The organism is Streptomyces sp. NPDC030893 (assembly GCF_055571535.1).
In genome coordinates this window covers 91,663-113,643 of record NZ_JBVIFC010000002.1, presented here as the reverse complement: position 1 = coordinate 113,643, position 21,981 = coordinate 91,663, and the positions used below count along the sequence as shown (strand labels likewise).

The window sequence follows — 21,981 nt, the reverse complement described above, 5'->3', positions numbered from 1 at the left end:
GGAAAGTCACGGGAGCCCGAAGCCGTACGCTCCGGGCATGAGCACTCCAGAGACATCACGTTTTGTCCGGCTTCGTGTCGAACTCGTCCTCGAAATCGACGACGAGGAGGCGGTGACCGGGGCCGCCCTGCAGCGGATCTCCGACGAGAGCGATATGCCGGACGGGGAACGGGTACACGCCGAGAGTGCTGTGACGGAGGACTCCGCGGAGGCGCTCGCCTACCTGGTGGATCCCTTCAGCCTGGTCGGCGAGGTGCCGGGGGTCGAACTCCTGCAGGCCTCCTGGAGCAGCGAGCAGGTCGACTACGACCCGGACTCACCGGAGTGGGACCTCGACGAGGACGACGGCGAGGAGCCCTACGGCACGGAGGACGACACGGAGGACGGGGCGGGACGGGCCGGCTGAGGCGACTTGGGGAAATCGTGACCCCGCGCGGCAACCGCCGCCGGGGTCACGACGTCTCAACGGGAGCACTGACCGCCGTTCTCGCCGTTCGCGTTCGCGGACGTGGTGAGCCCCACATCCGTGGGCCGTGGGGAACCGGATCACCCGGTCGTAGCGTTGATGGTTGTGGACGGGCCTCTCGGCTTCGAGCCGGGGACTCGTGGGGTTGGGATTCGGCAACGATGGAGAAGCGTGTGATGACGGACGGTAAGCGGCGCAGGGGTCTGGCGGCCGCGTCCGCTCTGCTCGGCGGAGTGCTGGTGCTCTCGGCGTGTTCCGGCGGTGACGACAGCGCGTCGGGCGGCGACGGGAAGGACACCTCGCAGGCCCAGGTCGACGAGGCGGCGGCGAAGAAGTCCTCCGAGGCGCAGATCAAGATCGAGCCGAAGGACGGCTCGAACAACGCCTCCATCAACAACTCCGCGGCCGTGACGGTGAGCAAGGGCACCCTGACCGAGGTGAAGATGACCACCTCCGAGGGCACCGCCGTCGAGGGCGAGATATCCGCCGACAAGAAGAGCTGGAAGCCCAGCGACCAGCTCGAGCGGGCCACCACCTACAAGGTCACGGCCACCGCCGAGGATTCCGAGGGCCGTGCCGCCCACGAGAACGCGTCGTTCACCACGGTCTCCCAGAGCAACAGCTTCATCGGCAACTTCACGCCGGACAACGGCACCACGGTCGGTGTCGGCATGCCGGTGTCGATCAACTTCGACAAGGCGATCACCAACAAGGCCGCCGTCCAGAAGGGCATCACCGTCTCCACCACCAGTGGTCAGGAGGTCGCCTGCCACTGGTTCAACGCCAACCGCATGGACTGCCGGCCCGACGAGTACTGGCAGGAGGGCTCCACGGTCACCCTGAAGCTGGCGCTCGACGGGGTCGAGGGCGCCGAGGGTGTCTTCGGAGTGCAGCAGAAGACGGTCAACTTCAAGATCGGCCGCAACCAGGTCTCGTACGTCGACGCCAAGACCAAGCAGATGAAGGTGACGCAGGACGGCAAGACCGTCCGCACCATCCCGATCTCCGCCGGCTCGCCCGAGAACAAGACGTACGAGGGCCAGATGGTGATCTCCGAGAAGTTCAAGGAGACCCGGATGAACGGCGCGACGGTCGGCTTCACCGACGACGACGGCAAGGGCGAGTACGACATCAAGGACGTGCCGCACGCCATGCGCCTGAGCACCTCCGGCACCTTCATCCACGGCAACTACTGGGGCGCCAAGTCCATCTTCGGCAGCGCCAACACCAGCCACGGCTGTGTGGGCCTGGCCGATGTGAAGGGTGCCAACGACCCGAACACGCCGGGTTCCTGGTTCTACGACAACTCGCTCATCGGTGACGTGGTCGTCGTCCAGAACACGGGCGACAAGACCATCGCCCCGGACAACGGCCTCAACGGCTGGAACATGAGCTGGGAGCAGTGGAAGGCGGGCTCGGCGGTCTGACGCCCCCTCCGGACACGGAGCACCCACACCCCACATGACCGATGCCCTCGTCCCCTCCTCCGGGAGCGGACGGGGGCATCGGCCGTTTCCTGCCTCCCGCCGGCCCCACAGGGCGGGTTGAGTCGTCAACCACGCGATTGCGTAACGGAGTTCCGGCGGTGGGGTTACAGTCACCCGGCGACTTCGGCACCCCCGCCGGAAGTGGTTGAGACGCTTGATCGCCCCTCGGCATACTGCGTGATCCGGGGGGTGCGCACACGCGTACGAGACCACCCCCGGCCGGGTGACTCTTCTTCGCCCGGCGACTTCGCTAGGGGGAACCTTGCGCAGACAAGTGAAGAGAGCGGGCGCGGCCGCGGTCGCCACGGCCACGGCGGTGGCGCTGGCGGCGGGCATGGCCGGCCCGGCATCGGCGAACGGGGAACGAGCGGACGCCGGTTCGGCTCCGGCGGCGTCCGTGCCGCAGGCCGCCAAGGACCGGATCACCCTGATCACGGGCGACCGGGTCGTGGTGGACACCAAGGGCCGGGTCGTCGGGCTGGAGCGGGCGAAGGGCCGGGAACACATACCCGTCCAGGTCCGCAAGGTCGACGGCCACACCCTGGTGCTGCCGGTGGACGCCGCCCGGCTGATCGCGAGCGGCAGACTGGACCAGCGGCTCTTCGACATCACCGAGCTGAACAAGGCCGCGACCCGCGGCTCGCACCAGCGGGGCCTGAAGGTCATCGTCGGCTACCAGGGCGGCGCGGCCACCGCCAAGGCCGACGTCCGGGACGCGGGCACCGTCCGCCGGACCCTGAAGTCCCTCAACGCGGACGCGGTGCAGACCCCGCACGAGGAGACGCCCGCGCTGTGGGACGCCGTCACCAACGGGGACCGCACCGCCTCCGGTGTCGCCCACGTCTGGCTCGACGGGGTCCGCGAGGCCTCCCTCGACACCTCCGTGGGACAGATCGGCACCCCGAAGGCATGGGCGGCCGGTTACGACGGCAAGGGCGTCACGATCGCCGTCCTGGACACCGGCGTCGACGCCACCCACCCGGACCTCAAGGGCCAGGTGACCGCGGCCAAGAACTTCACCACCGCGCCCACCGCCGGTGACAAGGTCGGCCACGGCACCCATGTCGCCTCCATCGCCGCCGGTACCGGCGCGCAGTCCAAGGGGAAGTTCAAGGGCGTCGCGCCCGCCGCGAAGGTCCTCAACGGCAAGGTGCTCGACGACTCCGGCTCCGGTGACGACTCCGGCATCCTCGCCGGGATGGAGTGGGCGGCCGCACAGGGCGCCGACGTCGTCAACCTGAGCCTCGGCGGCATGGACACCCCCGAGGTCGACCCGCTGGAGGCGGCGGTCAACAAGCTCTCCGCCGAGAAGGGCATCCTGTTCGCCATCGCGGCCGGCAACGAGGGCCCGCAGTCGGTCGGTTCGCCCGGCAGCGCGGACGCCGCGGTCACCGTCGGCGCCGTCGACGACAAGGACGGGCTCGCCGACTTCTCCTCCACCGGCCCCCGCGTCGGCGACGGTGCCATCAAGCCGGACGTCACCGCCCCCGGAGTGGACATCACGGCCGCCTCGGCGAAGGGCAACGACATCGCCAAGGAGGTCGGCGAGAAGCCGGCCGGCTACATGACCATCTCCGGTACGTCCATGGCGACCCCGCATGTCGCCGGCGCGGCGGCGCTGCTGAAGCAGCAGCACCCCACGTGGACCTCCGCGGAGCTGAAGGGCGCGCTCACCGGTTCCGCCAAGGGCGGCGCGTACACGCCGTTCGAGCAGGGTTCGGGCCGGATCCAGGTGGACCAGGCCGTCCGGCAGACCGTGATCGCCGAACCGGTGTCGCTGAGCTTCGCCGTCCAGCAGTGGCCGCACACCGACGACAAGCCCGAGACCAGGAAGGTCACCTACCGCAACCTCGGCACCGAGGACGTCACCCTGAAGCTGACGTCCACCGCCACCGACCCCCGGGGCAAGGCGGCCCCGGCCGGCTTCTTCCGGCTGGGCGCCGGCACGGTCACCGTCCCGGCGGGCGGCACGGCGTCGGTGGACCTCACCGTCGACACCCGGCTCGGCGGCACCGTCGACGGCGCCTACTCGGCGTACGTGATCGCGACGGGCGGCGGGCAGACCGTACGCACGGCGGCCGCGGTGCAGCGCGAGGTCGAGTCGTACGACGTCACCCTGAGGTTCCTGGACCGGGCGGGCAAGCCGGCCGCCAACTACGTCGCCGGTCTGGCCGGCATGTCCGGCCTGGGCGCCGGGCAGTGGTACCAGCCCTACGACGCCGACGGCACCGTCACCGTCCGTGTGCCCAAGGGCGGTTACGTCCTGGACACCGGGATCTTCGTCGGGCCCGACCCGGAGAAGTACGAGGGCGCCGACTGGATCGCGCAGCCGAAGCTGAACGTCACCGGGAACACGACGGTCACGCTGGACGCCCGCAAGGCCAAGCCGGTGAACATCACCGTCCCGGCCAAGTCGGCCAAGCCGCAGTTCGCCTCGGCCGACTACACCGTCGAGACGAAGGACACCGCCATGACCTTCGGCTGGTGGCTGGAGTCCTACGACAACTTCCGCTCCCTGCACCTCGGCCCGCAGATCACCGAGGGCTCGCTGTACCAGCAGTGGGACGGGCACTGGAGCAAGGGCACCAAGGAGCAGTACGACACCGTCACCGGCGCCAAGGTGAAGAAGCTCGCCACCGGCTACACCCGGCACCACAAGGCGGGCGAACTCGCCAGGGTCGACGTCGGCATGGGCGCGGCGGCGAGCGGCAAGAAGGGCACCGTCAGCGCCCTCGGCTGGCTGCCCGACAGCAGCGGCGGCTCCTCGATCGGCATCCCGCAGACACTGCCCGGCACCCGCACGCTGTACCTGTCCACCTCGGGCGGGGTGAAGTGGGACCTCGACTTCACGCAGGAGGGCGGCGTCGACGAGGAGGGGTGGCCGATCGGCGAGGCCGGCTACTCCGTCGGCTCGCAGATGAAGCTGAAGGCCGGCAAGAAGTACGCGCAGACGGTGAACACGGCCGTCTTCGGGCCGCGCCTCACCGCCGGTCTCGGCCTCTTCCGCGACGGCAACAGCATCACCGGGCTCGTACCGCTGTTCGCCGACGGCAAGGGCCACCTCGGCTCCTCGCTGTTCTCGTCGGTGACCACCAGCCTCTACCGCAACGGCAAGAAGGTCGGCTCGCACGACGATCCGCTCTCCGGTGACAAGGAGTTCACGGTTCCGGCCGGGGACGCCTCGTACAGGCTGACCACCTCGGTCAAGCGGAGCGCCAAGGTCGCCGCCGCCTCCACGCGGATCGACGCGAGCTGGACCTTCCGCTCCAAGAAGACCGCAGCCAGCAAGCCACTGCCCGCCTCCATCGCCCGCTTCCACGCGGTCACGGGGCTGGACAGCAAGGTGAAGGCCGGCAAGAAGGCCACCGTCCCGGTCACCGTGGAGGGCGCGGCCAAGGGCAAGAACCTCAAGTCCCTGGCGGTCTACGTCTCCTACGACCACGGCAAGACCTGGAAGAAGACCACGGTCAAGAAGGGCAAGATCACCGTCAAGAACCCGGCGAAGGGGAAGGCCATCTCCTTCCGCGCCAAGATCGCCGACAAGAAGGGCAACACGTCGACGATCTCGATCTACAACGCGTACTACGGAAAGTAGTCGCCGGCAGTACGAAGGACGGCCCGCCGGAAGCACCTCCCCGGCGGGCCGTCCCGCACGCCCGGACGGCCCCGCCCCGGAAGCTCCCGCGTCCCCGTCACACTCGCGCGGCCCGGTTCGTCATACCGGCGAACACGGAAACACGGAACGACGAGACCACGCGAGACGAGAAGAGCGGGAGAAGCAGTCATGACGTCAACCATCCTGGTCACCGGTGGCACCGGCACCCTCGGCAGCCACGTCGTCCCGCTGCTGCGGGCGGCGGGCCACGACATCCGCGTCCTCACCCGGCACGCCCGGCCCCCCGCCGACGGCGTCTCGTACGTCACCGGTGACCTGCTCGGCGGCGACGGCGTGGACGCGGCGGTCGCCGGCGCGGAAACGGTGCTGCACCTCGCGGGCGGGCCCAAGGGCGACGACGTCGCGACCCGCACGCTGGTGCGGGCCGCCGCGCAGGCCGGCGTCGGGCACCTCGTGTACATCTCCGTCGTCGGCGCGGACCGGCTCCCGCTGGCCTGGATGCGCACCAAGCTGGAGTCGGAACGGGCCGTGGCGGGCTCCGGCATCCCGTGGACCGTCCTGCGGGCGGCCCAGTTCCACGACCTGGCGTTCACCATGGTCGAGAAGATGACCAAGATGCCGGTCCTCCCGGTGCCGCGCGGTCTGCGCCTCCAGCCGGTCGACTCCGCCGAGGTGGCGGCCCGCCTGACGGAACTCGCCCTCGGCGCCCCCGCGGGGCTGGTCCCCGACATGACCGGCCCGCGCCTCTACGACCTCGCGGCACTCGCCCGCCCCTACCTCGCCCTGCGGGGCCGGCGCCGCCGCGCCCTCCCCGTACCGTTCCCGGGCCGGGCGGGACGCGCCTACCGCGACGGGGCGAACCTCACCCTGGAGGGCGCACTGGTCGGGGAGCGGACCTGGGAGGACTTCCTGAGGGAGAAGGCCGGCGAACCGAGGGTCCCCCTGACGTGAGGCCCACGCCGTCCTGCCGGGGTCGGGGCCGGGGACGCCCGCCCCGGCCCCCGGCGGCACACGGCCACCAGGGGTACCGCACCCGACTCCTCGGCCGGATGTCCTGCGCGTCCTCGCAGAGGTCACCACAGGGGGCGTGACGGGGTGGGACCCTGACAAACGCCGGGAACCGCGCGGGTGTTGGCGTCAGCGCGGCAGGGTCGCCGGGCTTCCGCCGTTCGCCTCGTAGCCGGCCACCGCGAGCGCCCGGTAGACCGCGAACTCGGCGGCCGGGTCGGGGGACAGCGACCAGGGCAGGGCGCCCACGTGGCCGTCGATGTGTATGAGCTGGTTCATGGCCTCCGCCCAGCGCTCCGCGCGGACGAGGAAGAAGACCAGCAGATGCCGCACGTGTGCCGCCATCGGGTCGTCGGGGCGGGCCGAGTGCACCGCGTGCAGCGCGCCGTGGATCGCCTTGCCGACGACCTCGGTCTGGTAGAAGCCGGAGACCAGGGTCACCTCGGGGAGATGCTCGAACACCGCGAAGAGCGGCATGGCGGCGAGCAGGGACCCCTGGGGCGCCCGCGCCGCCGCGGCCTCCGCGAAGGCGTACGCCTGCTGCCGCGAGCCGTGCCACTTCTCGCACCAGTAGTGCAGCGCGGCCAGGTGCGCGCCCATGTGGACCGGCGCACGGTCCAGGATCTTCAGCCAGACCTGCTCGAATTCCTCCCGGCTGTAGCCCAGTCCACGGGCCACCGACAGTTCCACGATGTACGGGACCGGGTCACCGGGAGCCAGCAGCGCCGCCTCGCCGCAGGCCGCCTTCGCCTCCTCCATGATGATCCGGAACTCGTCCGTACCGGGCGCCGCCGTGCGCCACGCCTGCTGCACCAGGAACTCGGCGTGCACCGCGGCGCCGCCCGCGTCCTTGGGGACCTCGGAGCGCCACACCCGCAGCCACTGCCCGCCCGGCGCCTCCGACACCCCGCCGGGCCGCTGGGCCAGCTCCAGGGCGGCCGCGCCGGCGAAGGCCTGGACGCGCTGCCAGCGCAGCTCGTCCTCCGCGCCCGTGCCCGCCAGCAGCTGCTGGGCCGCGCGGTAGTCCTGCGTGCGCTGCACCACGTCCAGCACGTCCAGCAGGTCCTGGTCGGGGCCGGGCATGCGGATGTCCAGCTCCTCCTCGCGGGCGAAGCCGTAGTTCGCCGGGTCCGCCCCGTCCGGGTGGCCGGCCGGGACCAGCCCCACCGCGCCGCGCCGGCGCCTGAGGAACGGCAACACCACGAAGCCGAGCATGACGAGCGCGATCAGGACCCAGAGAATCTCCATGTCACAAGCGAACCAGACCACGCCGACAATTGGCCAACCCGGTGCCCGCCCTGTGGAAAACTCCCCGCCCCCGCCCCGGTCGGCTCCGCGTCCGTCATCCGCGCCGGGGGCGCACTACCCTCGGGCTCATGAGCGACAGGCACATCAGTCAGCACTTCGAGACGCTCGCGATTCACGCGGGCAACACCGCCGACCCCCTGACGGGCGCGGTCGTCCCGCCCATCTACCAGGTGTCCACCTACAAGCAGGACGGCGTCGGCGGCCTGCGCGGCGGTTACGAGTACAGCCGCAGCGCCAACCCGACCAGGACGGCGCTGGAGGAGAACCTCGCGGCCCTGGAGGGCGGCCGTCGCGGCCTCGCGTTCGCGTCCGGACTGGCGGCCGAGGACTGCCTGTTGCGTACGCTGCTCAGCCCCGGCGACCACGTGGTGATCCCGAACGACGCGTACGGCGGCACCTTCCGCCTCTTCGCCAAGGTCGTCGCCCGCTGGGGCGTGGAGTGGTCGGTCGCCGACACCGGCGACCCCTCCGCGGTCCGGGCCGCGATCACGCCGAAGACCAAGGCGGTCTGGGTGGAGACCCCCTCCAACCCGCTGCTCGGCATCACCGACATCGCCGCGGTCGCCCAGGTGGCCCGGGACGCCGGTGCGCGGCTCGTCGTCGACAACACCTTTGCCACGCCGTACCTCCAGCAGCCGCTCGCGCTCGGCGCGGACGTCGTCGTGCACTCCCTGACCAAGTACATGGGCGGCCACTCGGACGTCGTGGGCGGCGCCCTGATCACCGGTGACGCGGAGCTGGGCGAGGAGCTGGCCTTCCACCAGAACGCGATGGGCGCGGTCGCGGGCCCCTTCGACTCCTGGCTGGTGCTGCGCGGCACCAAGACGCTGTCGGTGCGCATGGACCGGCACAGCGAGAACGCCACGAAGATCGCCGACATGCTGGGCCGGCACGCGCGCGTGACGAGCGTCCTGTACCCGGGGCTGCCCGACCACCCCGGTCACGAGGTCGCCGCCAAGCAGATGCGGGCCTTCGGCGGCATGGTCTCCTTCCGTGTGGAGGGCGGCGAGGAGGCGGCCGTCGAGGTCTGCAACCGGACCAAGGTGTTCACCCTCGGTGAGTCCCTGGGCGGCGTCGAGTCGCTGATCGAGCACCCCGGGCGGATGACGCACGCCTCGGTGGCCGGTTCCGCGCTGGAGGTCCCCGGCGACCTGGTGCGGCTGTCCGTGGGCATCGAGAACGCCGACGACCTGCTCGAGGACCTTCAGCAGGCGCTCGGCCGGTAGGTCCGCTCACCAGCCCGTCAGGGGTGGGGTCGTCTCCGACGGCGGCTCCACCCAGGGCTGTACGGTCACCGCCCACACCGCGAACGCCACCGCCGCCGCCAGCAACAGCAGCCACATCGCGCGGCGGGCGAGCGTCCTGCGCCGCAGCATGCGGCTCCCGCGCCGGATGGCGTCCGCGTGCAGGTCCGGCGGTACGGGCGGCGGTGACTGCTCCAGCATCCGCCGTACGGTCGCCTCACGGCTGATCCGGCTCATGACGGCACCGCCTTCACGCCGCCCACGGGCGGGGCGGGGCTGCGGGCCGGGCGCAGTACGTTCGCCATCGCGCGGTTGAAGATCGTGCGTACGCGTTCGACGGGCAGGCCGAGCAGTGCCGCCGTCTGCTCCCCGTCGACGCCCTCGTACAGGCGCATCACCAGGACCAGGCGTTCCTGCGGAGGGAGCCCGGCCAGGGGGCCGGCGGGTACGGAGCGGGAGCGGAGCAGTCCGCCGTGCTGGTGCCATGCGCCGCGCGCGAACCGGGTCGCCAGGTACTGGCGGGCGTGGTCGTAGGGATCCTCGCCGTGCAGGCGGTCCCAGCAGGCGTACGTGTGGGCGAGCGACAGGGTCAGCAGGTGGCGGGCGCGGGGGTTGTCGTTGCGGGACTCCGCGGTGAGGAGGGTGGCGGTGTGCAGGAGGCGGCCGCCGGCGCCGGCGACGAATGCCTCGAAGTCGTGGGCGCGGTGGGTGTCGTCGGACGGATGCCGTGGGTGCAACGCGCCTCCCGTCGGTGGGCGGGCCCTTCCCCTCATATCAGGCCAGGGCGCGCCCCGCGGTCAAGAGCGGTGCACGCGTGACCCGGATTCCTTCGCCCCCGCCGCCCCGTCCCGTCCCGGGGCTCCGCCCCAGACCCCGCTCCTCAAACGCCGGAGGGGCTGATTTTCATCCGCTCCGGCCGGGGCTCCGGGGGCAGCGTCCCCGGGATCAGGAATCCGGCCGGTCCTGCACAGCCATCCGCGAGGACAACGCTCCGTTGAAGCGCGTGAGCAGCGCGCAGAACGCCTCCCGCTCCTCCGGCTCCCAGTCGTCCGTCAGCTCGGCCATCAACTGACGCCGGGACGACCGCACTTCCTCCAGGCGGGCCTGCCCGCGCGGGGACAGCTGGAGCACCACCGCCCGCCCGTCCTCCGGGTGCGAGGTCCGTTTGACCAGGCCGGTGTCGACGAGCGGCGCCACCTGACGGGTGACCGTCGAGGAGTCGATGCCCATGCTCGCGGCGAGCGCCTTGACGCCCATCGGGCCTTCCTTGTCCAGGCGGTTGAGCAGCAGATACGCGGCGCGGTCCATCGAGTTGCGCACCTGGCCCACCCCGCCGAGCCGCGTCTGTTCCGCGCGGCGGGCGAACAGGGCCACCTCGTGCTGCAGCGTGTCGAGAAGACCGGTGTCACCGACGGCCGTCAGGTCCGTCGTCATGTCCATCGACATTTCAGGTGTTGTGGGCATGGCCGGAGGCTCGCTTCGTGGAGGGCTGCTCATTGGGGGACAGGGTACGCGGCCGGGCGGCGGGCTGTACCGCGCTGTGCGAAGCCGGGTCCGCGGATTGGTCACACCGGTCGTGTCCGTGCGTGGGCTGCGATGCTGGAGAGATGAGCTACAGCACGGCCCCCTTCCTGCGGACCGTCACTCCCGACGACGTGCGCGGCGCGCGGAAGATGCTCTCGGGGGTGGCCCGGGTCACCGCGCTGGAGGGCAGCAGGCACCTGTCCCGGCTGGTGGGCGCCCCGGTGCACCTGAAGTGCGAGAACCTCCAGCGCACGGGGTCGTTCAAGCTGCGCGGCGCGTACGTGAGGATCGCCGGGCTGCTGCCGGAGGAGCGGGCCGCCGGTGTGGTCGCGGCGAGCGCCGGCAACCACGCGCAGGGGGTGGCGCTGGCGTCGTCGCTGCTCGGGGTGCGGTCCACGGTGTTCATGCCGAAGGGCGCCCCGCTGCCGAAGATCAGCGCGACCCGGGAGTACGGCGCCGAGGTGCGCCTGCACGGGCAGGTGGTGGACGAGTCGCTGGCGGCCGCGCAGGAGTACGCGTACGAGACCGGGGCGGTGTTCATTCACCCCTTCGACCACCCGGACGTCATCGCGGGCCAGGGCACGGTGGGGCTGGAGATCCTGGAGCAGTGCCCGGAGGTGCGGACGATCGTCGTGGGGGTCGGCGGGGGCGGGCTGGCCGCCGGGATCGCGGTCGGGGTGAAGGCGCTGCGGCCCGATGTGCGGATCGTGGGTGTGCAGGCGGCGGGCGCGGCGGCGTATCCGCCCTCGCTGGCGGCCGGGCGCCCGGTGTCGGTGCGCAACCCGGTGACGATGGCCGACGGGATCAAGGTGGGGCGGCCCGGGGACGTGCCGTTCGGGATCGTCGGTGAGCTGGTGGACGAGGTGTGCACGGTCACCGAGGACGAGTTGTCGGCCGCGCTGCTGCTGTGTCTGGAGCGGGCCAAGCTGGTCGTCGAACCGGCGGGGGCGAGCCCGGTCGCGGCGCTGCTGAGCCGTCCGGACGCCTTCGAGGGGCCGGTCGTGGCGGTGCTGTCCGGCGGCAATGTGGACCCGGTGCTGATGGAGCGGGTGCTGCGGCACGGCATGGCGGCGCAGGGCCGCTACCTGGCCGTCCGGCTGCGTCTGTCGGACCGGCCGGGCGCTCTGGCCTCGCTGCTCGGGGCGTTGTCAGTGGTCGATGCCAACGTTCTCGATGTGAGCCATGTACGGACCGATCCCCGGCTCGGGCTCACGGAGGCGGAGGTCGAGCTGCACCTGGAGACCAAGGGTCCCGCGCACTGCGCCGAGGTCGAACAGGCGCTGCGCGAGGCGGGTTACACCGTCATGGGCTGAAGCCGCGGGGCGGCGTCACTCCTTCGGGCGACCCCGTTGTGAGACGCGATACATCGCGTTATGGTGTGTCCTACGCCACTGCGCGGCCGTCTGTGTCCCGCGTCCGCGCCGGGCGGGAAATTCCCTGCACGACAAAGCGCGCAAACCTAGGCTTTCCGAAGAAACACGACGACGTGGAGACTCATATGCCAGGCGCCATCTATGCCGAAGGTCTGGTGAAGACCTTCGGGAACGTCAAGGCACTGGACGGCGTCGACCTCGAGGTCCCCGAGGGAACCGTCCTCGGCCTGCTCGGGCCGAACGGCGCGGGCAAGACCACCACCGTCCGCTGCCTCACCACCCTGCTGCGGCCCGACCGCGGCAAAGCCGTCGTCGCCGGGCTCGACGTGCTCGCACAGCCCGACGCCGTGCGCCGCTCCATCGGCCTGTCCGGCCAGTTCGCCGCCGTCGACGAGTACCTGACCGGCCGCGAGAACCTGCAGATGGTCGGGCAGCTCTACCAGATGCGGGCCAAGGCCGCGAAGGCCCGTGCGGACGAGCTGCTGGAGCAGTTCCACCTCGCGGACGCCGCCGACCGCACCGCCAAGACCTACTCCGGAGGCATGCGCCGCCGGCTCGACCTCGCCGCGGCCCTGGTCGTGTCACCACCGGTGATGTTCATGGACGAGCCGACCACCGGCCTCGACCCGCGCAACCGCCAGCAACTGTGGGAGGTGATCAAACAGCTCGTGTCCGGAGGCACGACGCTGCTGCTCACCACCCAGTACCTGGAGGAGGCCGACCACCTCGCGCACGACATCGCGGTCGTCGACCAGGGCCGGGTCATCGCCCAGGGCACCTCCGACCAGCTCAAGGCCCGCACCGGCGGCGAGCGCGTCGAGGTCGTGGTGCACGACCGGGAGCACATCGCGGCCGCCTCCGCCCTCCTCGACAAGTACAGCCTGCGCGGCCTCGGCAAGGGCGACACCACCGTCGAGGAACACATGCGCAAGATCACCACACCGGTCTCCGGCGGCGCGAAGCTCCTCGCCGAGATCATCCGCGAACTCGACGCCGACGGCATCGAGATCGACGACATCGGCCTGCGCCGCCCCACCCTCGACGACGTCTTCCTCTCCCTCACCGGACACGTCGCCGAAGCCGGGGACGAGGACGACGACGGTACGCAGTCCGCCAGGGGACAGGGCAAGGGGCACCGCCCCGGCAAGGAGGCCGTGAAATGAGTGCCGTCAGCGACGCCGTCCGGGTCGCATCGCCCGGCAACCCCGTCGGCCAGTCGATCCGGGACTCCCTGGTCGTCGCCCGCAGGAACCTGATTCGCATGGCCCGGATTCCCGAAGTGGTGATCTTCGGGCTCATCCAGCCCATCATGTTCGTGGTGCTGTTCTCGTACGTGTTCGGCGGCTCCATGGACATCGGCGGCAGCACCAGCCCCGAGGTGTACCGCGAGTTCCTGATGGCCGGCATCTTCGCCCAGACCGTCACCTTCGCCACCGCGGGAGCCGGCGCGGGCATCGCCGAGGACATGCACAAGGGGCTCATCGACCGCTTCCGCTCCCTGCCCATGGCGCGCGGCGCGGTGCTCACCGGCCGTACCCTCGCCGACCTGGTGCAGACGGCGCTCACCCTGCTCGTGCTCGCCGTGGTCGCCCTCCTGGTCGGCTGGCGCACCCACACCAGCATCGGAGAGGTGCTCGGCGCGTTCGGACTGCTGCTCCTGACCGGGTACGCGTTCACCTGGATCGGCGCGGTCATCGGCCTGTCGGTGCGCACCCCGGAGGCGGCCACCTCCGGCGGACTGGTCTGGCTCTTCCCGGTCACCTTCGTGTCGAACGCGTTCGTGGACTCCAGCAACATGACGCCCTGGCTGCGCCACATCGCCGACTGGAACCCGTTCAGCGCGACCGTCCAGGCCTGCCGCGAACTGTTCGGCAACCCCGGGGTCTCCACCTCGGACGCCTGGCCGATGCAGCACCCGGTGTGGGCGTCGCTGATCTACTCGGTCCTGATCATCGTGGTCTTCCGCACCCTCGCCGTGCGCAAGTACCGCTCGGCCGCCGCATGACGAAGCCCCCGGCACCACTCGGGATGCCGGGGGCCCGCCGGGGACCGGTGGGGCGGGTCAGCCGCGGTAGGGCTCGGCCTTGAGGATCTTCACCGAGGCCGTCTTGCCGTTCGGCAGCTCGTACTCGGCGTCCTCACCGACCTTGTGGCCCATCACACCCGAGCCGAGCGGAGACTGCGGCGAGTACGTCTCGATGTCGGCGCTCGCGTACTCGCGCGAGGCGAGCAGGAACGTCAGCGTGTCGTCCTCGTCTCCGTCGAAGGCGATCGTCACGACCATGCCGGGCGCCACGGAGCCGTCGGCCGCCGGGGCCTCGCCGACCTTCGCGTTCTCGAGGAGCTGGGTGAGCTGGCGCACACGGAGTTCCTGCTTGCCCTGCTCCTCCTTGGCCGCGTGGTACCCGCCGTTCTCGCGCAGGTCGCCCTCCTCGCGCGCGGCGGCGATCTTCGCGGCGATCTCCGTGCGCGCGGGACCAGTAAGGTAGGCAAGCTCGTCCTTGAGCTTGGTGTACGCCTCCTGGGTCAGCCAGGTGACGTTCTCGCTGGTCTGGGTCACAGGTGCTCCTCGTAGGACTGGGAAATACAAAGCAACGCCCTACCCGGAAGGATGGACCTCCCGGGATGGGCGAAACCACGAGCCTAACAATTCACTGCCCGAAGGGGGAGGACATAAGCCACCGGACTCATGTCGACGCAGGTCAGCGGCCGGGTATTCCCCGCCACACCGCTTCGTTCACTCCGCGTGGCAGCCGAGCAGCTCGGCACTGGTGGCCGGGGACGTCGTGCGCAGGGTGACCACCTCGTCGACGCGGGTGGCGTCCTTGTCGAAGCGGAAATCGGCGCGGCCCACCTCGGCGCCGTCCTCGGCCTGGGAGCGCACCGTGCAGTAGCCGGCCACCCCCGCGTCCTTGTGCACCTCCAGGTGCACCTGGACCGACTCGTCGGAGATCTCGAAACCGATCATCTCGCCGCTGATCTCGTTCTGGGCCACGTAGTAGTAGCCGAACCAGCCGATCAGCCCGACGAACAGCACCGCCAGCACGCCGCCGACGATTCTCAGGGTGCGGTCGGCACGCTCGTCCGAGGAGCGGCCGTAACGGCCCTCGGGCATCCGCGTGCTCGACGTGCTCATGATCGTCTCCTCGGCAGGAAGGGGCCGGCGTCCCCGTCTCGGGTCCCGGAGCGGAACCCCGGAATTATTCGTCCCCCGATTCGGTCACTATAGAAGCCCGTGACTGCGCCGCCGCACACAGGGCGCCCAACGACTTGAGGATTGAGTCTTGACTGACCAGCTGCGACTGATGGCCGTGCACGCCCACCCCGACGACGAGTCGAGCAAGGGCGCGGCCACCATGGCGAAGTACGTGTCCGAGGGGGTGGACGTGCTCGTGGTGACCTGCACGGGCGGGGAGCGCGGCTCCATCCTCAACCCGAAACTGCAGGGCGACGCGTACATCGAGGAACACATCCACGAGGTGCGCAAGAAGGAGATGGACGAGGCCCGCGAGATCCTCGGAGTGAAGCAGGAGTGGCTCGGCTTCGTCGACTCCGGCCTGCCCGAGGGCGACCCGCTGCCGCCGCTGCCGGAGGGCTGCTTCGCCCTGGAGGACGTGGACAAGGCGGCCGGTGAGCTGGTGCGCCGGATCCGCGCGTTCCGTCCCCAGGTGATCACCACGTACGACGAGAACGGCGGTTATCCGCACCCCGACCACATCATGACCCACAAGATCACGATGGTGGCGTTCGAGGGCGCGGCGGACACCGGGAAGTACCCGGAGGACGAGTACGGCCCGGCGTACCAGCCGGTGAAGGTGTACTACAACCAGGGCTTCAACCGTCCCCGCACCGAGGCGCTGCACCGGGCGATGCTGGACCGGGGCCTGGAGTCGCCGTACGGGGACTGGCTCAAGCGCTGGAACGAGTTCGAGCGCAAGGAGCGCACGCTGACCACGCATGTGCCGTGCGCCGACTTCTTCGAGATCCGCGACAAGGCGCTGATCGCGCACGCCACGCAGATCGATCCCGACGGGGGGTGGTTCCGGGTGCCGCTGGAGCTCCAGCGGGAGGTCTGGCCGACGGAGGAGTACGAGCTGGCGAAGTCGCTCGTCGATACATCCCTCCCCGAGGACGACCTCTTCGCGGGCATCCGGGACAATGCCTGATATGAGCGCAAGCGCAAGCCTGGCAATGACCCACCTGGTGCCTCTGGCCAAGGAGCTGGACGAGGACAAGGTGACCCCTGGTGTTCTCGGGTTCATCGTGTTCGCGGTGATGGCTCTGGCGGTGTGGGGGCTGATGAAGTCGATGAACCGGCATATGGGGCGGGTGAACTTCGAGAAGTCCGATGGTGCGGAGGAGCGGGGCTGACTGGGGCTGACTGGGCTGACCGCAGGGTGTGATGTCCGGCACCCGTTGCTCGGGTGGGCCGGGGGGTGTTGCGCAACCCGGCGCCGGCGGGGTGCCTCCCCCACTCTCGGCTTCGCTCGAGCGGGAGGTGCCCCCACCGCCCACCCGTGCCGCCCTGGGGGTACCCCCTCTGGGGGAGGCACGACTGCCCGCGGTTACGCGGTTACCGGTACTCCCATCACCTCGCGGGCGTGGCGGCTGGGGACGAGGCCGAGGTGCCAGGCCTGCCAGCCCTGTTCGAGGGTGACTCCTCGTTCCAGGAGGAGCAGGTAGGCCTCCGCGCAGTCGGTCAGTTTGGGGTCGCGGGCGGGGTGGCCGGCGCGGGCCAGCCGGGAGAGTTCCTCCTGCGCCACCGCCGTACCGACCTCCGTGCCCCCCGGTGCCGCGTACGGCAGCAGGGTGCAGCGCAGGAAGCGGGCCCAGTCCTCGCCGCGCCGGTCGCCGTACGACACGAACAGCGTCACCGCCTCGTCGCACAGCGCCAGCGCCTGCTGGGTGCGCGCGTTGCCCGCGTCGACGACCGCCAGCTCCAGGCAGGTCCACGCCTCGCCGTGCGCCACCCCGATGCGCTGGAAGTCGGCGCGCGCGTCCACCAGGAGCTGGCGGGCGAAACCGGAGTTGCGCAGCGACCCGGTCCGGGCCGCCCGCTGGTCCCGGGTCACCCGCGCCGAGTGGTGCCGGGCGCAGGCCAGCCCGTAGACGTCCCGCATGCGGGAGAACATCGTGCGGGCGCGTTCCAGCTCGCGTACCGCGCGGTCCAGGTCACCGGTCTCCTCCAGGGCCTGGCCCAGGTAGTACAGGGTCCACGCCTCGCCCCGCGCGTCCTCGTTGTCCCGGTGCCGGGCGGCCGCCCCGCGCAGGTCCTCCACGGCGGGTGAGGCGTCACCGTCCACCAGCCGGGCCCGGGCCAGCTCGGTCAGCGCCCACGCCTCGCCGCGGGCGTCGCGGGTGCGGCCGTACAGCTCCAGGGCGGTGCGCAGCTCGCGCTCCGCGCGCGGCACGTCGCCCATCCGCAGGTTGAGCTGTCCCAGCTGGAAGTGCGCCCACGCCTGCCCGTGCACGGACTCTCCCGCGCGGTGCAGCACCAGCGACTCGGTGAGCAGGTCCAGCGCCTCGGACAGCCCGGCCCGGTCCCGTTCCACCGCCGCGAGGGCGTGCATGGTCCAGGCGCGGTCCGTGGCCAGTTCGGGTGAGGACTGCAGGTCCAGCGCCTCCCGCAGCCGCGCCGACGCCTCCGTGAGGTTCCCCTGGTGGTGCAGCGTGATGCCGAGCGAGGTCAGTGCCCGCGCGGCACCCGCGTTGTGCTGCGCCTCCCGGTACAGGTCCACCACCGACGTCAGCGTGGTCCGCGCCTTGTCCAGTTCGCCCAGCTGACGTGCCGCGATGCCGGTGCGCCACTGCACCGAGCGCACCAGCAGCCCCTCGTCCACGGACTGCGCCAGCTCGTTGATCTCCCCGAGCCGGTAGAGGTCGCCGCGCAGCAGGCAGTAGTCGCACAGCGCACCCAGCAGGTTCAGCACCGCCTCCTGGTTCACGCCCTCCGCGTGCCGCAGTGCCGCCGTGATGAAGCTCGACTCGTCGTCCAGCCAGCGCAGGGCCTCGTCCAGCGAGGTGAAGCCGTAGGGGCTGAAGCGGTCCGAGCGGGTCGACATGTTGCCGTCGACCAGCCGCAGCACCGAGTCGGCCAGCTCGGAGTAGTTCACGATCAGCCGCTCCTGCGCCGCCGTGCGTTCGGCCGGGTCCTCCTCGTCGAGCAGCCGGGCCAGGGCGAAGGCGCGGACGAGGTCGTGCAGCCGGTAGCGGCTGTGCCGTACGCGGTCGATCAGACCGGCGCGGTGGAGCGCGGTCAGGTGCCGGGTGGCCTCGGCCTCGTCGGTGGCGAGGAGCGCCGCCGCGGCCGCCGCGCCCAGTGAGGCCCGTCCGGCCAGCGCGAGCCGCCGCAGCAGCCGCCGTACGGTCTCCGGCTGGTCGGTGTAGCGCAGCCACAGGGCCCGCTCGACCGGGTCGACGGGTCCGTACGCCCCCAGGTCGGTGGCGAGGGCGAGCGGTGACCGCGGGCCGAGGGCGGCCCCGGCGGCCCGCAGCGCCAGCGGCAGGCCCCCGCACAGTTCCCGCACCCGCTCGGTGGACTCGGCGTCGTACGGTCCCGCGGAGTCCTGCGCGGCGGCGGCGAGCAGCTCCTCCGCGCCCGCCGCGTCCAGTGGCTCCACCGCGAGCTGGTGCACCCGGGCCGGCAGGTCGTCCGGCAGTCCGAGAGGGGCCCGCGAGGTGACCAGGACCAGGCTGTCGGAACGCTCCGGTATCAGCGTGCGCACCTGCTGCGGGTCGGAGGCGTCGTCCAGGACGACGGTGACCGGCAGCCCGGTCAGGTGCTGGTGGTACAGCTCGCTCAGCCGCTTGACCTGCTGGTCCGGGGAGGATCTCTCGCGGAACAGCAACTGCTCGCGCGGCGCCCCCAGCCGGTTCAGCAGATGCAGCAGCGCGTCCCGGGTGGACAGCGGCGGCTCGCCGGGGCTGTCGCCGCGCAGGTCGACGACGCACGCCCCGCGGAAGTAGTCCTTCAGCTCGTGCGCGGCGCGCACCGCCAGCGTCGTACGGCCGCTGCCGGACGCCCCGTGCAGCACCACCACCGTCGGCTGGGTCTCGGTGCTCGCGCGGGCCGCCTGCACCCACTGCCGGATCCGCGCCATCTCCTGCCGCCGGCCCGCGAACGGGCCCAGCGGCTCGGGAAGTTGACCGAACGACTGCCCCAGCACACTGCGCCCGCGGGCCGCCGCGCTCTTGTCCGCGCCGCGCAGCCGCGGGCCCGTCTTCTTGGTCCCCGTGGAGGCGGCCAGCACCCGCTGCTGGTCGAGGAACGGCCGGATGCCGCGCACCTCCAGCGCCGTCAGCCACTGCAGCCGCAGCTGCTGCGGACCGCCAGGCTGGCTCGCCGCGCCGGCCCGGTGATGGGCGGCGGGCACATGGGTGCCGGCGACCTTCACCACGGTCGCGGCCGCTCCGGCGACCCCGACGGCCACACCGGCGCCCAGCGCCGTCCCGGGGCCCGTGCCGAGCGCCATGTCGGCGACCACCGCGGCGACGCCCGCCACACCGGCCACGAGCAGCGGGGTCCCGGCGCCCTCGCGGGCGTAGCGCTGCCGGAAGGTGAGCTGTCCGGCCTCCGCCTCGTCCAGGGCGCGCGTGTAGGCGCCGTACTCCTCGGCCGCCGACTGGGCCATCGTGTCCAGCGCCCCGCGCGCCCGCGCCAGCAGCGCCTTCCCGTCGGTGCGCCCGCCCGAGCGGCGTACCTCCTCCTCCACGGCCCGCGCCAACAGCCCTTCGGCTTCCGCCCGATGACTGTCCCGCATGTGATGTCCCCCTCCGGCGGCGTCGGCCGGTTCCGGCCGCGTTCCTTGGTCACAAGTGTGTCGTGCGGGGGCCGCCGTGGGGAGAGGGCCGGATCTCCCGGCTGCGTGCTGCCGGGCTCCCCGGCGGGTACTGCGGCAGGATGGACACCATGCCGAACCGACTGGCCCATGAGACGTCCCCGTACCTGCTGCAGCACGCCGACAACCCGGTCGACTGGTGGCCGTGGTCCCCGGAGGCGTTCGAGGAGGCGCGGCGGCGGCAGGTGCCGGTGCTGCTGAGCGTCGGCTACTCGAGCTGCCACTGGTGCCACGTCATGGCGCACGAGTCCTTCGAGGACCGGGACACCGCGGACGACATGAACGCGCACTTCGTCAGCGTGAAGGTGGACCGCGAGGAGCGCCCCGACGTGGACGCGGTGTACATGGAGGCCGTGCAGGCGGCGACCGGGCACGGGGGCTGGCCGATGACCGTCTTCCTCACGCCGGACGCCGAGCCGTTCTACTTCGGCACGTACTTCCCGCCCGCGCCCCGGCACGGCATGCCGTCGTTCCGGCAGGTGCTCCAGGGCGTCCACCAGGCCTGGGAGGAGCGGCGGGGCGAAGTCGACGAGGTGGCCGGGAAGATCACGCGGGACCTGGCCGACCGGGTGATCTCCTACGGCGACGACCAGGTGCCCGGCGAGCAGCAGCTGGCGCAGGCGCTGCTCGGGCTGACCCGGGAGTACGACCCGCAGCGGGGCGGGTTCGGCGGGGCGCCGAAGTTCCCGCCGTCCATGGTGATCGAGTTCCTGCTGCGCCACCACGCCCGCACCGGCGCCGAGGGCGCGCTGCAGATGGCACGGGACACGTGCGAGCGGATGGCGCGCGGCGGGATCTACGACCAGCTCGGCGGCGGCTTCGCCCGCTACTCCGTGGACCGGGACTGGGTGGTGCCGCACTCCGAGAAGATGCTGTACGACAACGCGCTGCTGTGCCGGGTGTACGCGCACCTGTGGCGGGCGACCGGTTCGGAGCTCGCGCGCCGGGTGGCGCTGGAGACCGCCGACTTCATGGTGCGGGAACTGCGCACGCCGGAGGGCGGGTTCGCGTCCGCGCTGGACGCCGACAGCGACGACGGCACCGGGAAGCACGTGGAGGGCGCGTACTACGTGTGGACGCCGGCGCAGCTGCGTGAGGTGCTCGGGGAGGCGGACGCCGAACTCGCCGCGCGGTACTTCGGGGTGACCGAGGAGGGCACCTTCGAGGAGGGCGCCTCGGTGCTGCAACTACCGCAGCGGGACGAGGTGTTCGACGCCGCTCGGATCGAGGGCGTCAGGGAGCGGCTGCTCGCGGCGCGTGCGTCCCGGCCCGCCCCCGGCCGGGACGACAAGGTGGTGGCCGCGTGGAACGGGCTGGCGATCGCCGCGCTCGCCGAGACGGGCGCCTACTTCGACCGGCCGGACCTGACGGAGGCCGCGGTCGCCGCGGGTGACCTGCTGGTGCGGCTGCACCTCGACGAGCAGGCCCGTATCGCCCGTACCAGCAAGGACGGGCACGTCGGTGCCAACGCGGGGGTGCTGGAGGACTACGCGGACGTCGCCGAGGGCTTCCTGGCGCTCGCGGCGGTGACCGGTGAGGGCGTGTGGCTGGACTTCTCCGGGCTGCTGGTCGACCACATCCTGACCCGTTTCACCGACGACGCCTCGGGTGCGCTGTACGACACGGCGTCGGACGCGGAGCGGCTCATCCGGCGTCCGCAGGACCCGACCGACAACGCCGCCCCGTCCGGCTGGACGGCCGCCGCGGGCGCGCTGCTGAGCTATGCGGCGCACACCGGCTCGGAGCCCCACCGCACGGCCGCGGAACGGGCGTTGGGTGTGGTGAAGGCGCTGGGTCCGCGGGTGCCGCGGTTCATCGGGTGGGGGCTCGCGGTGGCCGAGGCGCTGCTGGACGGCCCGCGCGAGATCGCGGTGGTCGGCCCGGCGCTCGACGACCCGGCGACGACGGCCCTGCACCGTACGGCACTTCTGGGCACCGCGCCCGGCGCCGTGGTCGCCGTCGGGATCCCGGGGAGCGACGAGTTCCCGTTGCTCGCCGACCGGCCGCTGGTCGGTGGCGCACCGGCCGCCTACGTCTGCCGCGACTTCACCTGCGACGCCCCGACGACCGACCCGGACCGGCTGCGTACCGCGCTGGGCGGCTGAACGGGCGGCGCC

The 21,981-nt window shown here is 71.7% G+C and carries 18 protein-coding genes; 11 read left to right on the top strand and 7 right to left on the bottom strand.

All coding sequences use genetic code 11. The annotated features are described in order from the left end of the window. The first annotated feature begins 37 nt into the window (after positions 1 to 37). From ACZ434_RS05215 to ACZ434_RS05200, 4 genes are all read left to right on the top strand, one after another. Positions 38 to 406 carry a hypothetical protein gene (locus ACZ434_RS05215; protein ID WP_468452013.1) on the top strand — a complete coding sequence of 123 codons (369 nt, stop codon included), beginning with the start codon at positions 38 to 40 and terminating at the stop codon, positions 404 to 406. A 236-nt stretch (positions 407 to 642) separates the two neighbouring features. Beyond that, complete coding sequence (locus ACZ434_RS05210; RefSeq protein ID WP_468452012.1) at positions 643 to 1,893, top strand: L,D-transpeptidase; 1,251 nt, start codon at positions 643 to 645, stop codon at positions 1,891 to 1,893. Positions 1,894 to 2,287: 394 nt separating this feature from the next. Beyond that, a complete protein-coding gene (locus ACZ434_RS05205) occupies positions 2,288 to 5,548 on the top strand; it encodes a S8 family peptidase (protein WP_468452895.1) in 3,261 nt (1,086 codons plus the stop codon). Positions 5,549 to 5,737: 189 nt separating this feature from the next. After that, the gene (locus ACZ434_RS05200; RefSeq protein WP_468452010.1) at positions 5,738 to 6,520 is read left to right on the top strand and encodes an SDR family oxidoreductase; all 783 of its coding nucleotides are present in this window, start codon (positions 5,738 to 5,740) and stop codon (positions 6,518 to 6,520) included. A 186-nt stretch (positions 6,521 to 6,706) separates the two neighbouring features. Here the strand turns inward: ACZ434_RS05200 and ACZ434_RS05195 are convergent, their stop codons facing one another. Then, positions 6,707 to 7,825 (bottom strand): hypothetical protein, encoded by a 1,119-nt coding sequence (locus ACZ434_RS05195; protein WP_468452008.1) that lies wholly within the window; start codon positions 7,823 to 7,825, stop codon positions 6,707 to 6,709. 128 nt (positions 7,826 to 7,953) lie between these two features. On the opposite strand from ACZ434_RS05195, the gene ACZ434_RS05190 reads away from it, so the two are divergent. After that, positions 7,954 to 9,111, top strand: a complete 1,158-nt coding sequence (locus ACZ434_RS05190; RefSeq protein ID WP_468452006.1) for a cystathionine gamma-synthase — start codon at positions 7,954 to 7,956, stop codon at positions 9,109 to 9,111. A 6-nt stretch (positions 9,112 to 9,117) separates the two neighbouring features. On the opposite strand, the gene ACZ434_RS05185 is transcribed toward ACZ434_RS05190, so the two are convergent. The 3 genes from ACZ434_RS05185 to ACZ434_RS05175 form a co-directional block, all read right to left on the bottom strand. Further along, positions 9,118 to 9,366, bottom strand: coding sequence for a hypothetical protein (locus ACZ434_RS05185; protein WP_468452004.1), 249 nt, complete (start codon positions 9,364 to 9,366; stop codon positions 9,118 to 9,120). Then, entirely contained in the window at positions 9,363 to 9,866 is a 504-nt protein-coding gene (locus ACZ434_RS05180; protein WP_468452002.1) for a sigma factor-like helix-turn-helix DNA-binding protein, read from the bottom strand. Before ACZ434_RS05180 ends, ACZ434_RS05185 begins: the two co-directional genes overlap by 4 nt. Positions 9,867 to 10,074: 208 nt before the next feature. Then, positions 10,075 to 10,563, bottom strand: coding sequence for a MarR family winged helix-turn-helix transcriptional regulator (locus tag ACZ434_RS05175; RefSeq protein WP_468452893.1), 489 nt, complete (start codon positions 10,561 to 10,563; stop codon positions 10,075 to 10,077). A 173-nt stretch (positions 10,564 to 10,736) separates the two neighbouring features. On the opposite strand from ACZ434_RS05175, the gene ilvA reads away from it, so the two are divergent. The 3 genes from ilvA (at position 10,737) to ACZ434_RS05160 (ending at position 14,031) form a co-directional block, all read left to right on the top strand. After that, positions 10,737 to 11,966: a threonine ammonia-lyase gene (ilvA, locus tag ACZ434_RS05170; RefSeq protein ID WP_468452000.1), complete on the top strand. Its 1,230-nt coding sequence runs from the start codon at positions 10,737 to 10,739 to the stop codon at positions 11,964 to 11,966. Positions 11,967 to 12,151: 185 nt separating this feature from the next. Continuing rightward, positions 12,152 to 13,189 (top strand): ATP-binding cassette domain-containing protein, encoded by a 1,038-nt coding sequence (locus ACZ434_RS05165; protein WP_468451999.1) that lies wholly within the window; start codon positions 12,152 to 12,154, stop codon positions 13,187 to 13,189. Then, complete coding sequence (locus ACZ434_RS05160; protein WP_468451997.1) at positions 13,186 to 14,031, top strand: ABC transporter permease; 846 nt, start codon at positions 13,186 to 13,188, stop codon at positions 14,029 to 14,031. The genes ACZ434_RS05165 and ACZ434_RS05160 overlap by 4 nt, the downstream gene beginning before the upstream one ends. Before the next feature lie 57 nt (positions 14,032 to 14,088). Here the strand turns inward: ACZ434_RS05160 and greA are convergent, their stop codons facing one another. Both greA and ACZ434_RS05150 read right to left on the bottom strand, forming a co-directional pair. Continuing rightward, on the bottom strand, positions 14,089 to 14,586 hold the full coding sequence (gene greA / locus ACZ434_RS05155) for a transcription elongation factor GreA (protein WP_468451995.1): 498 nt from the start codon (positions 14,584 to 14,586) through the stop codon (positions 14,089 to 14,091). 177 nt (positions 14,587 to 14,763) lie between these two features. Continuing rightward, positions 14,764 to 15,162 (bottom strand): DUF4307 domain-containing protein, encoded by a 399-nt coding sequence (locus ACZ434_RS05150; RefSeq protein WP_468451993.1) that lies wholly within the window; start codon positions 15,160 to 15,162, stop codon positions 14,764 to 14,766. A 148-nt stretch (positions 15,163 to 15,310) separates the two neighbouring features. Here ACZ434_RS05150 and mca point away from each other — a divergent pair, with 148 nt between their 5' ends. Both mca and ACZ434_RS05140 read left to right on the top strand, forming a co-directional pair. Beyond that, positions 15,311 to 16,192: a mycothiol conjugate amidase Mca gene (mca, locus tag ACZ434_RS05145; protein ID WP_468451991.1), complete on the top strand. Its 882-nt coding sequence runs from the start codon at positions 15,311 to 15,313 to the stop codon at positions 16,190 to 16,192. After that, entirely contained in the window at positions 16,185 to 16,397 is a 213-nt protein-coding gene (locus ACZ434_RS05140) for a hypothetical protein (RefSeq protein WP_468451989.1), read from the top strand. Before mca ends, ACZ434_RS05140 begins: the two co-directional genes overlap by 8 nt. 194 nt (positions 16,398 to 16,591) lie before the next feature. Here the strand turns inward: ACZ434_RS05140 and ACZ434_RS05135 are convergent, their stop codons facing one another. Next, complete coding sequence (locus tag ACZ434_RS05135; RefSeq protein WP_468451987.1) at positions 16,592 to 19,786, bottom strand: tetratricopeptide repeat protein; 3,195 nt, start codon at positions 19,784 to 19,786, stop codon at positions 16,592 to 16,594. Between the two features lie 149 nt (positions 19,787 to 19,935). Here ACZ434_RS05135 and ACZ434_RS05130 point away from each other — a divergent pair, with 149 nt between their 5' ends. After that, on the top strand, positions 19,936 to 21,969 hold the full coding sequence (locus ACZ434_RS05130) for a thioredoxin domain-containing protein (protein WP_468451985.1): 2,034 nt from the start codon (positions 19,936 to 19,938) through the stop codon (positions 21,967 to 21,969). Positions 21,970 to 21,981 lie beyond the last annotated feature (12 nt).

Excerpts from the sequence above, each read along its gene's own strand:
- ACZ434_RS05130 (WP_468451985.1), top strand. The coding sequence starts at position 19,936 with ATGCCGAACCGACTGGCCCATGAGACGTCCCCGTACCTGCTGCAGCAC.
- ACZ434_RS05185 (WP_468452004.1), bottom strand. The coding sequence starts at position 9,366 with ATGAGCCGGATCAGCCGTGAGGCGACCGTACGGCGGATGCTGGAGCAG.
- ACZ434_RS05190 (WP_468452006.1), top strand. The coding sequence starts at position 7,954 with ATGAGCGACAGGCACATCAGTCAGCACTTCGAGACGCTCGCGATTCAC.
- ACZ434_RS05200 (WP_468452010.1), top strand. The coding sequence starts at position 5,738 with ATGACGTCAACCATCCTGGTCACCGGTGGCACCGGCACCCTCGGCAGC.
- ACZ434_RS05205 (WP_468452895.1), top strand. The coding sequence starts at position 2,288 with ATGGCCGGCCCGGCATCGGCGAACGGGGAACGAGCGGACGCCGGTTCG.
- ACZ434_RS05175 (WP_468452893.1), bottom strand. The coding sequence starts at position 10,563 with ATGACGACGGACCTGACGGCCGTCGGTGACACCGGTCTTCTCGACACG.
- ACZ434_RS05165 (WP_468451999.1), top strand. The coding sequence starts at position 12,152 with ATGCCAGGCGCCATCTATGCCGAAGGTCTGGTGAAGACCTTCGGGAAC.
- ACZ434_RS05215 (WP_468452013.1), top strand. The coding sequence starts at position 38 with ATGAGCACTCCAGAGACATCACGTTTTGTCCGGCTTCGTGTCGAACTC.
- ACZ434_RS05135 (WP_468451987.1), bottom strand. The coding sequence starts at position 19,786 with ATGCGGGACAGTCATCGGGCGGAAGCCGAAGGGCTGTTGGCGCGGGCC.
- ACZ434_RS05195 (WP_468452008.1), bottom strand. The coding sequence starts at position 7,825 with ATGGAGATTCTCTGGGTCCTGATCGCGCTCGTCATGCTCGGCTTCGTG.
- ACZ434_RS05140 (WP_468451989.1), top strand. The coding sequence starts at position 16,185 with ATGCCTGATATGAGCGCAAGCGCAAGCCTGGCAATGACCCACCTGGTG.
- ilvA (WP_468452000.1), top strand. The coding sequence starts at position 10,737 with ATGAGCTACAGCACGGCCCCCTTCCTGCGGACCGTCACTCCCGACGAC.
- ACZ434_RS05160 (WP_468451997.1), top strand. The coding sequence starts at position 13,186 with ATGAGTGCCGTCAGCGACGCCGTCCGGGTCGCATCGCCCGGCAACCCC.
- ACZ434_RS05150 (WP_468451993.1), bottom strand. The coding sequence starts at position 15,162 with ATGAGCACGTCGAGCACGCGGATGCCCGAGGGCCGTTACGGCCGCTCC.
- ACZ434_RS05210 (WP_468452012.1), top strand. The coding sequence starts at position 643 with ATGACGGACGGTAAGCGGCGCAGGGGTCTGGCGGCCGCGTCCGCTCTG.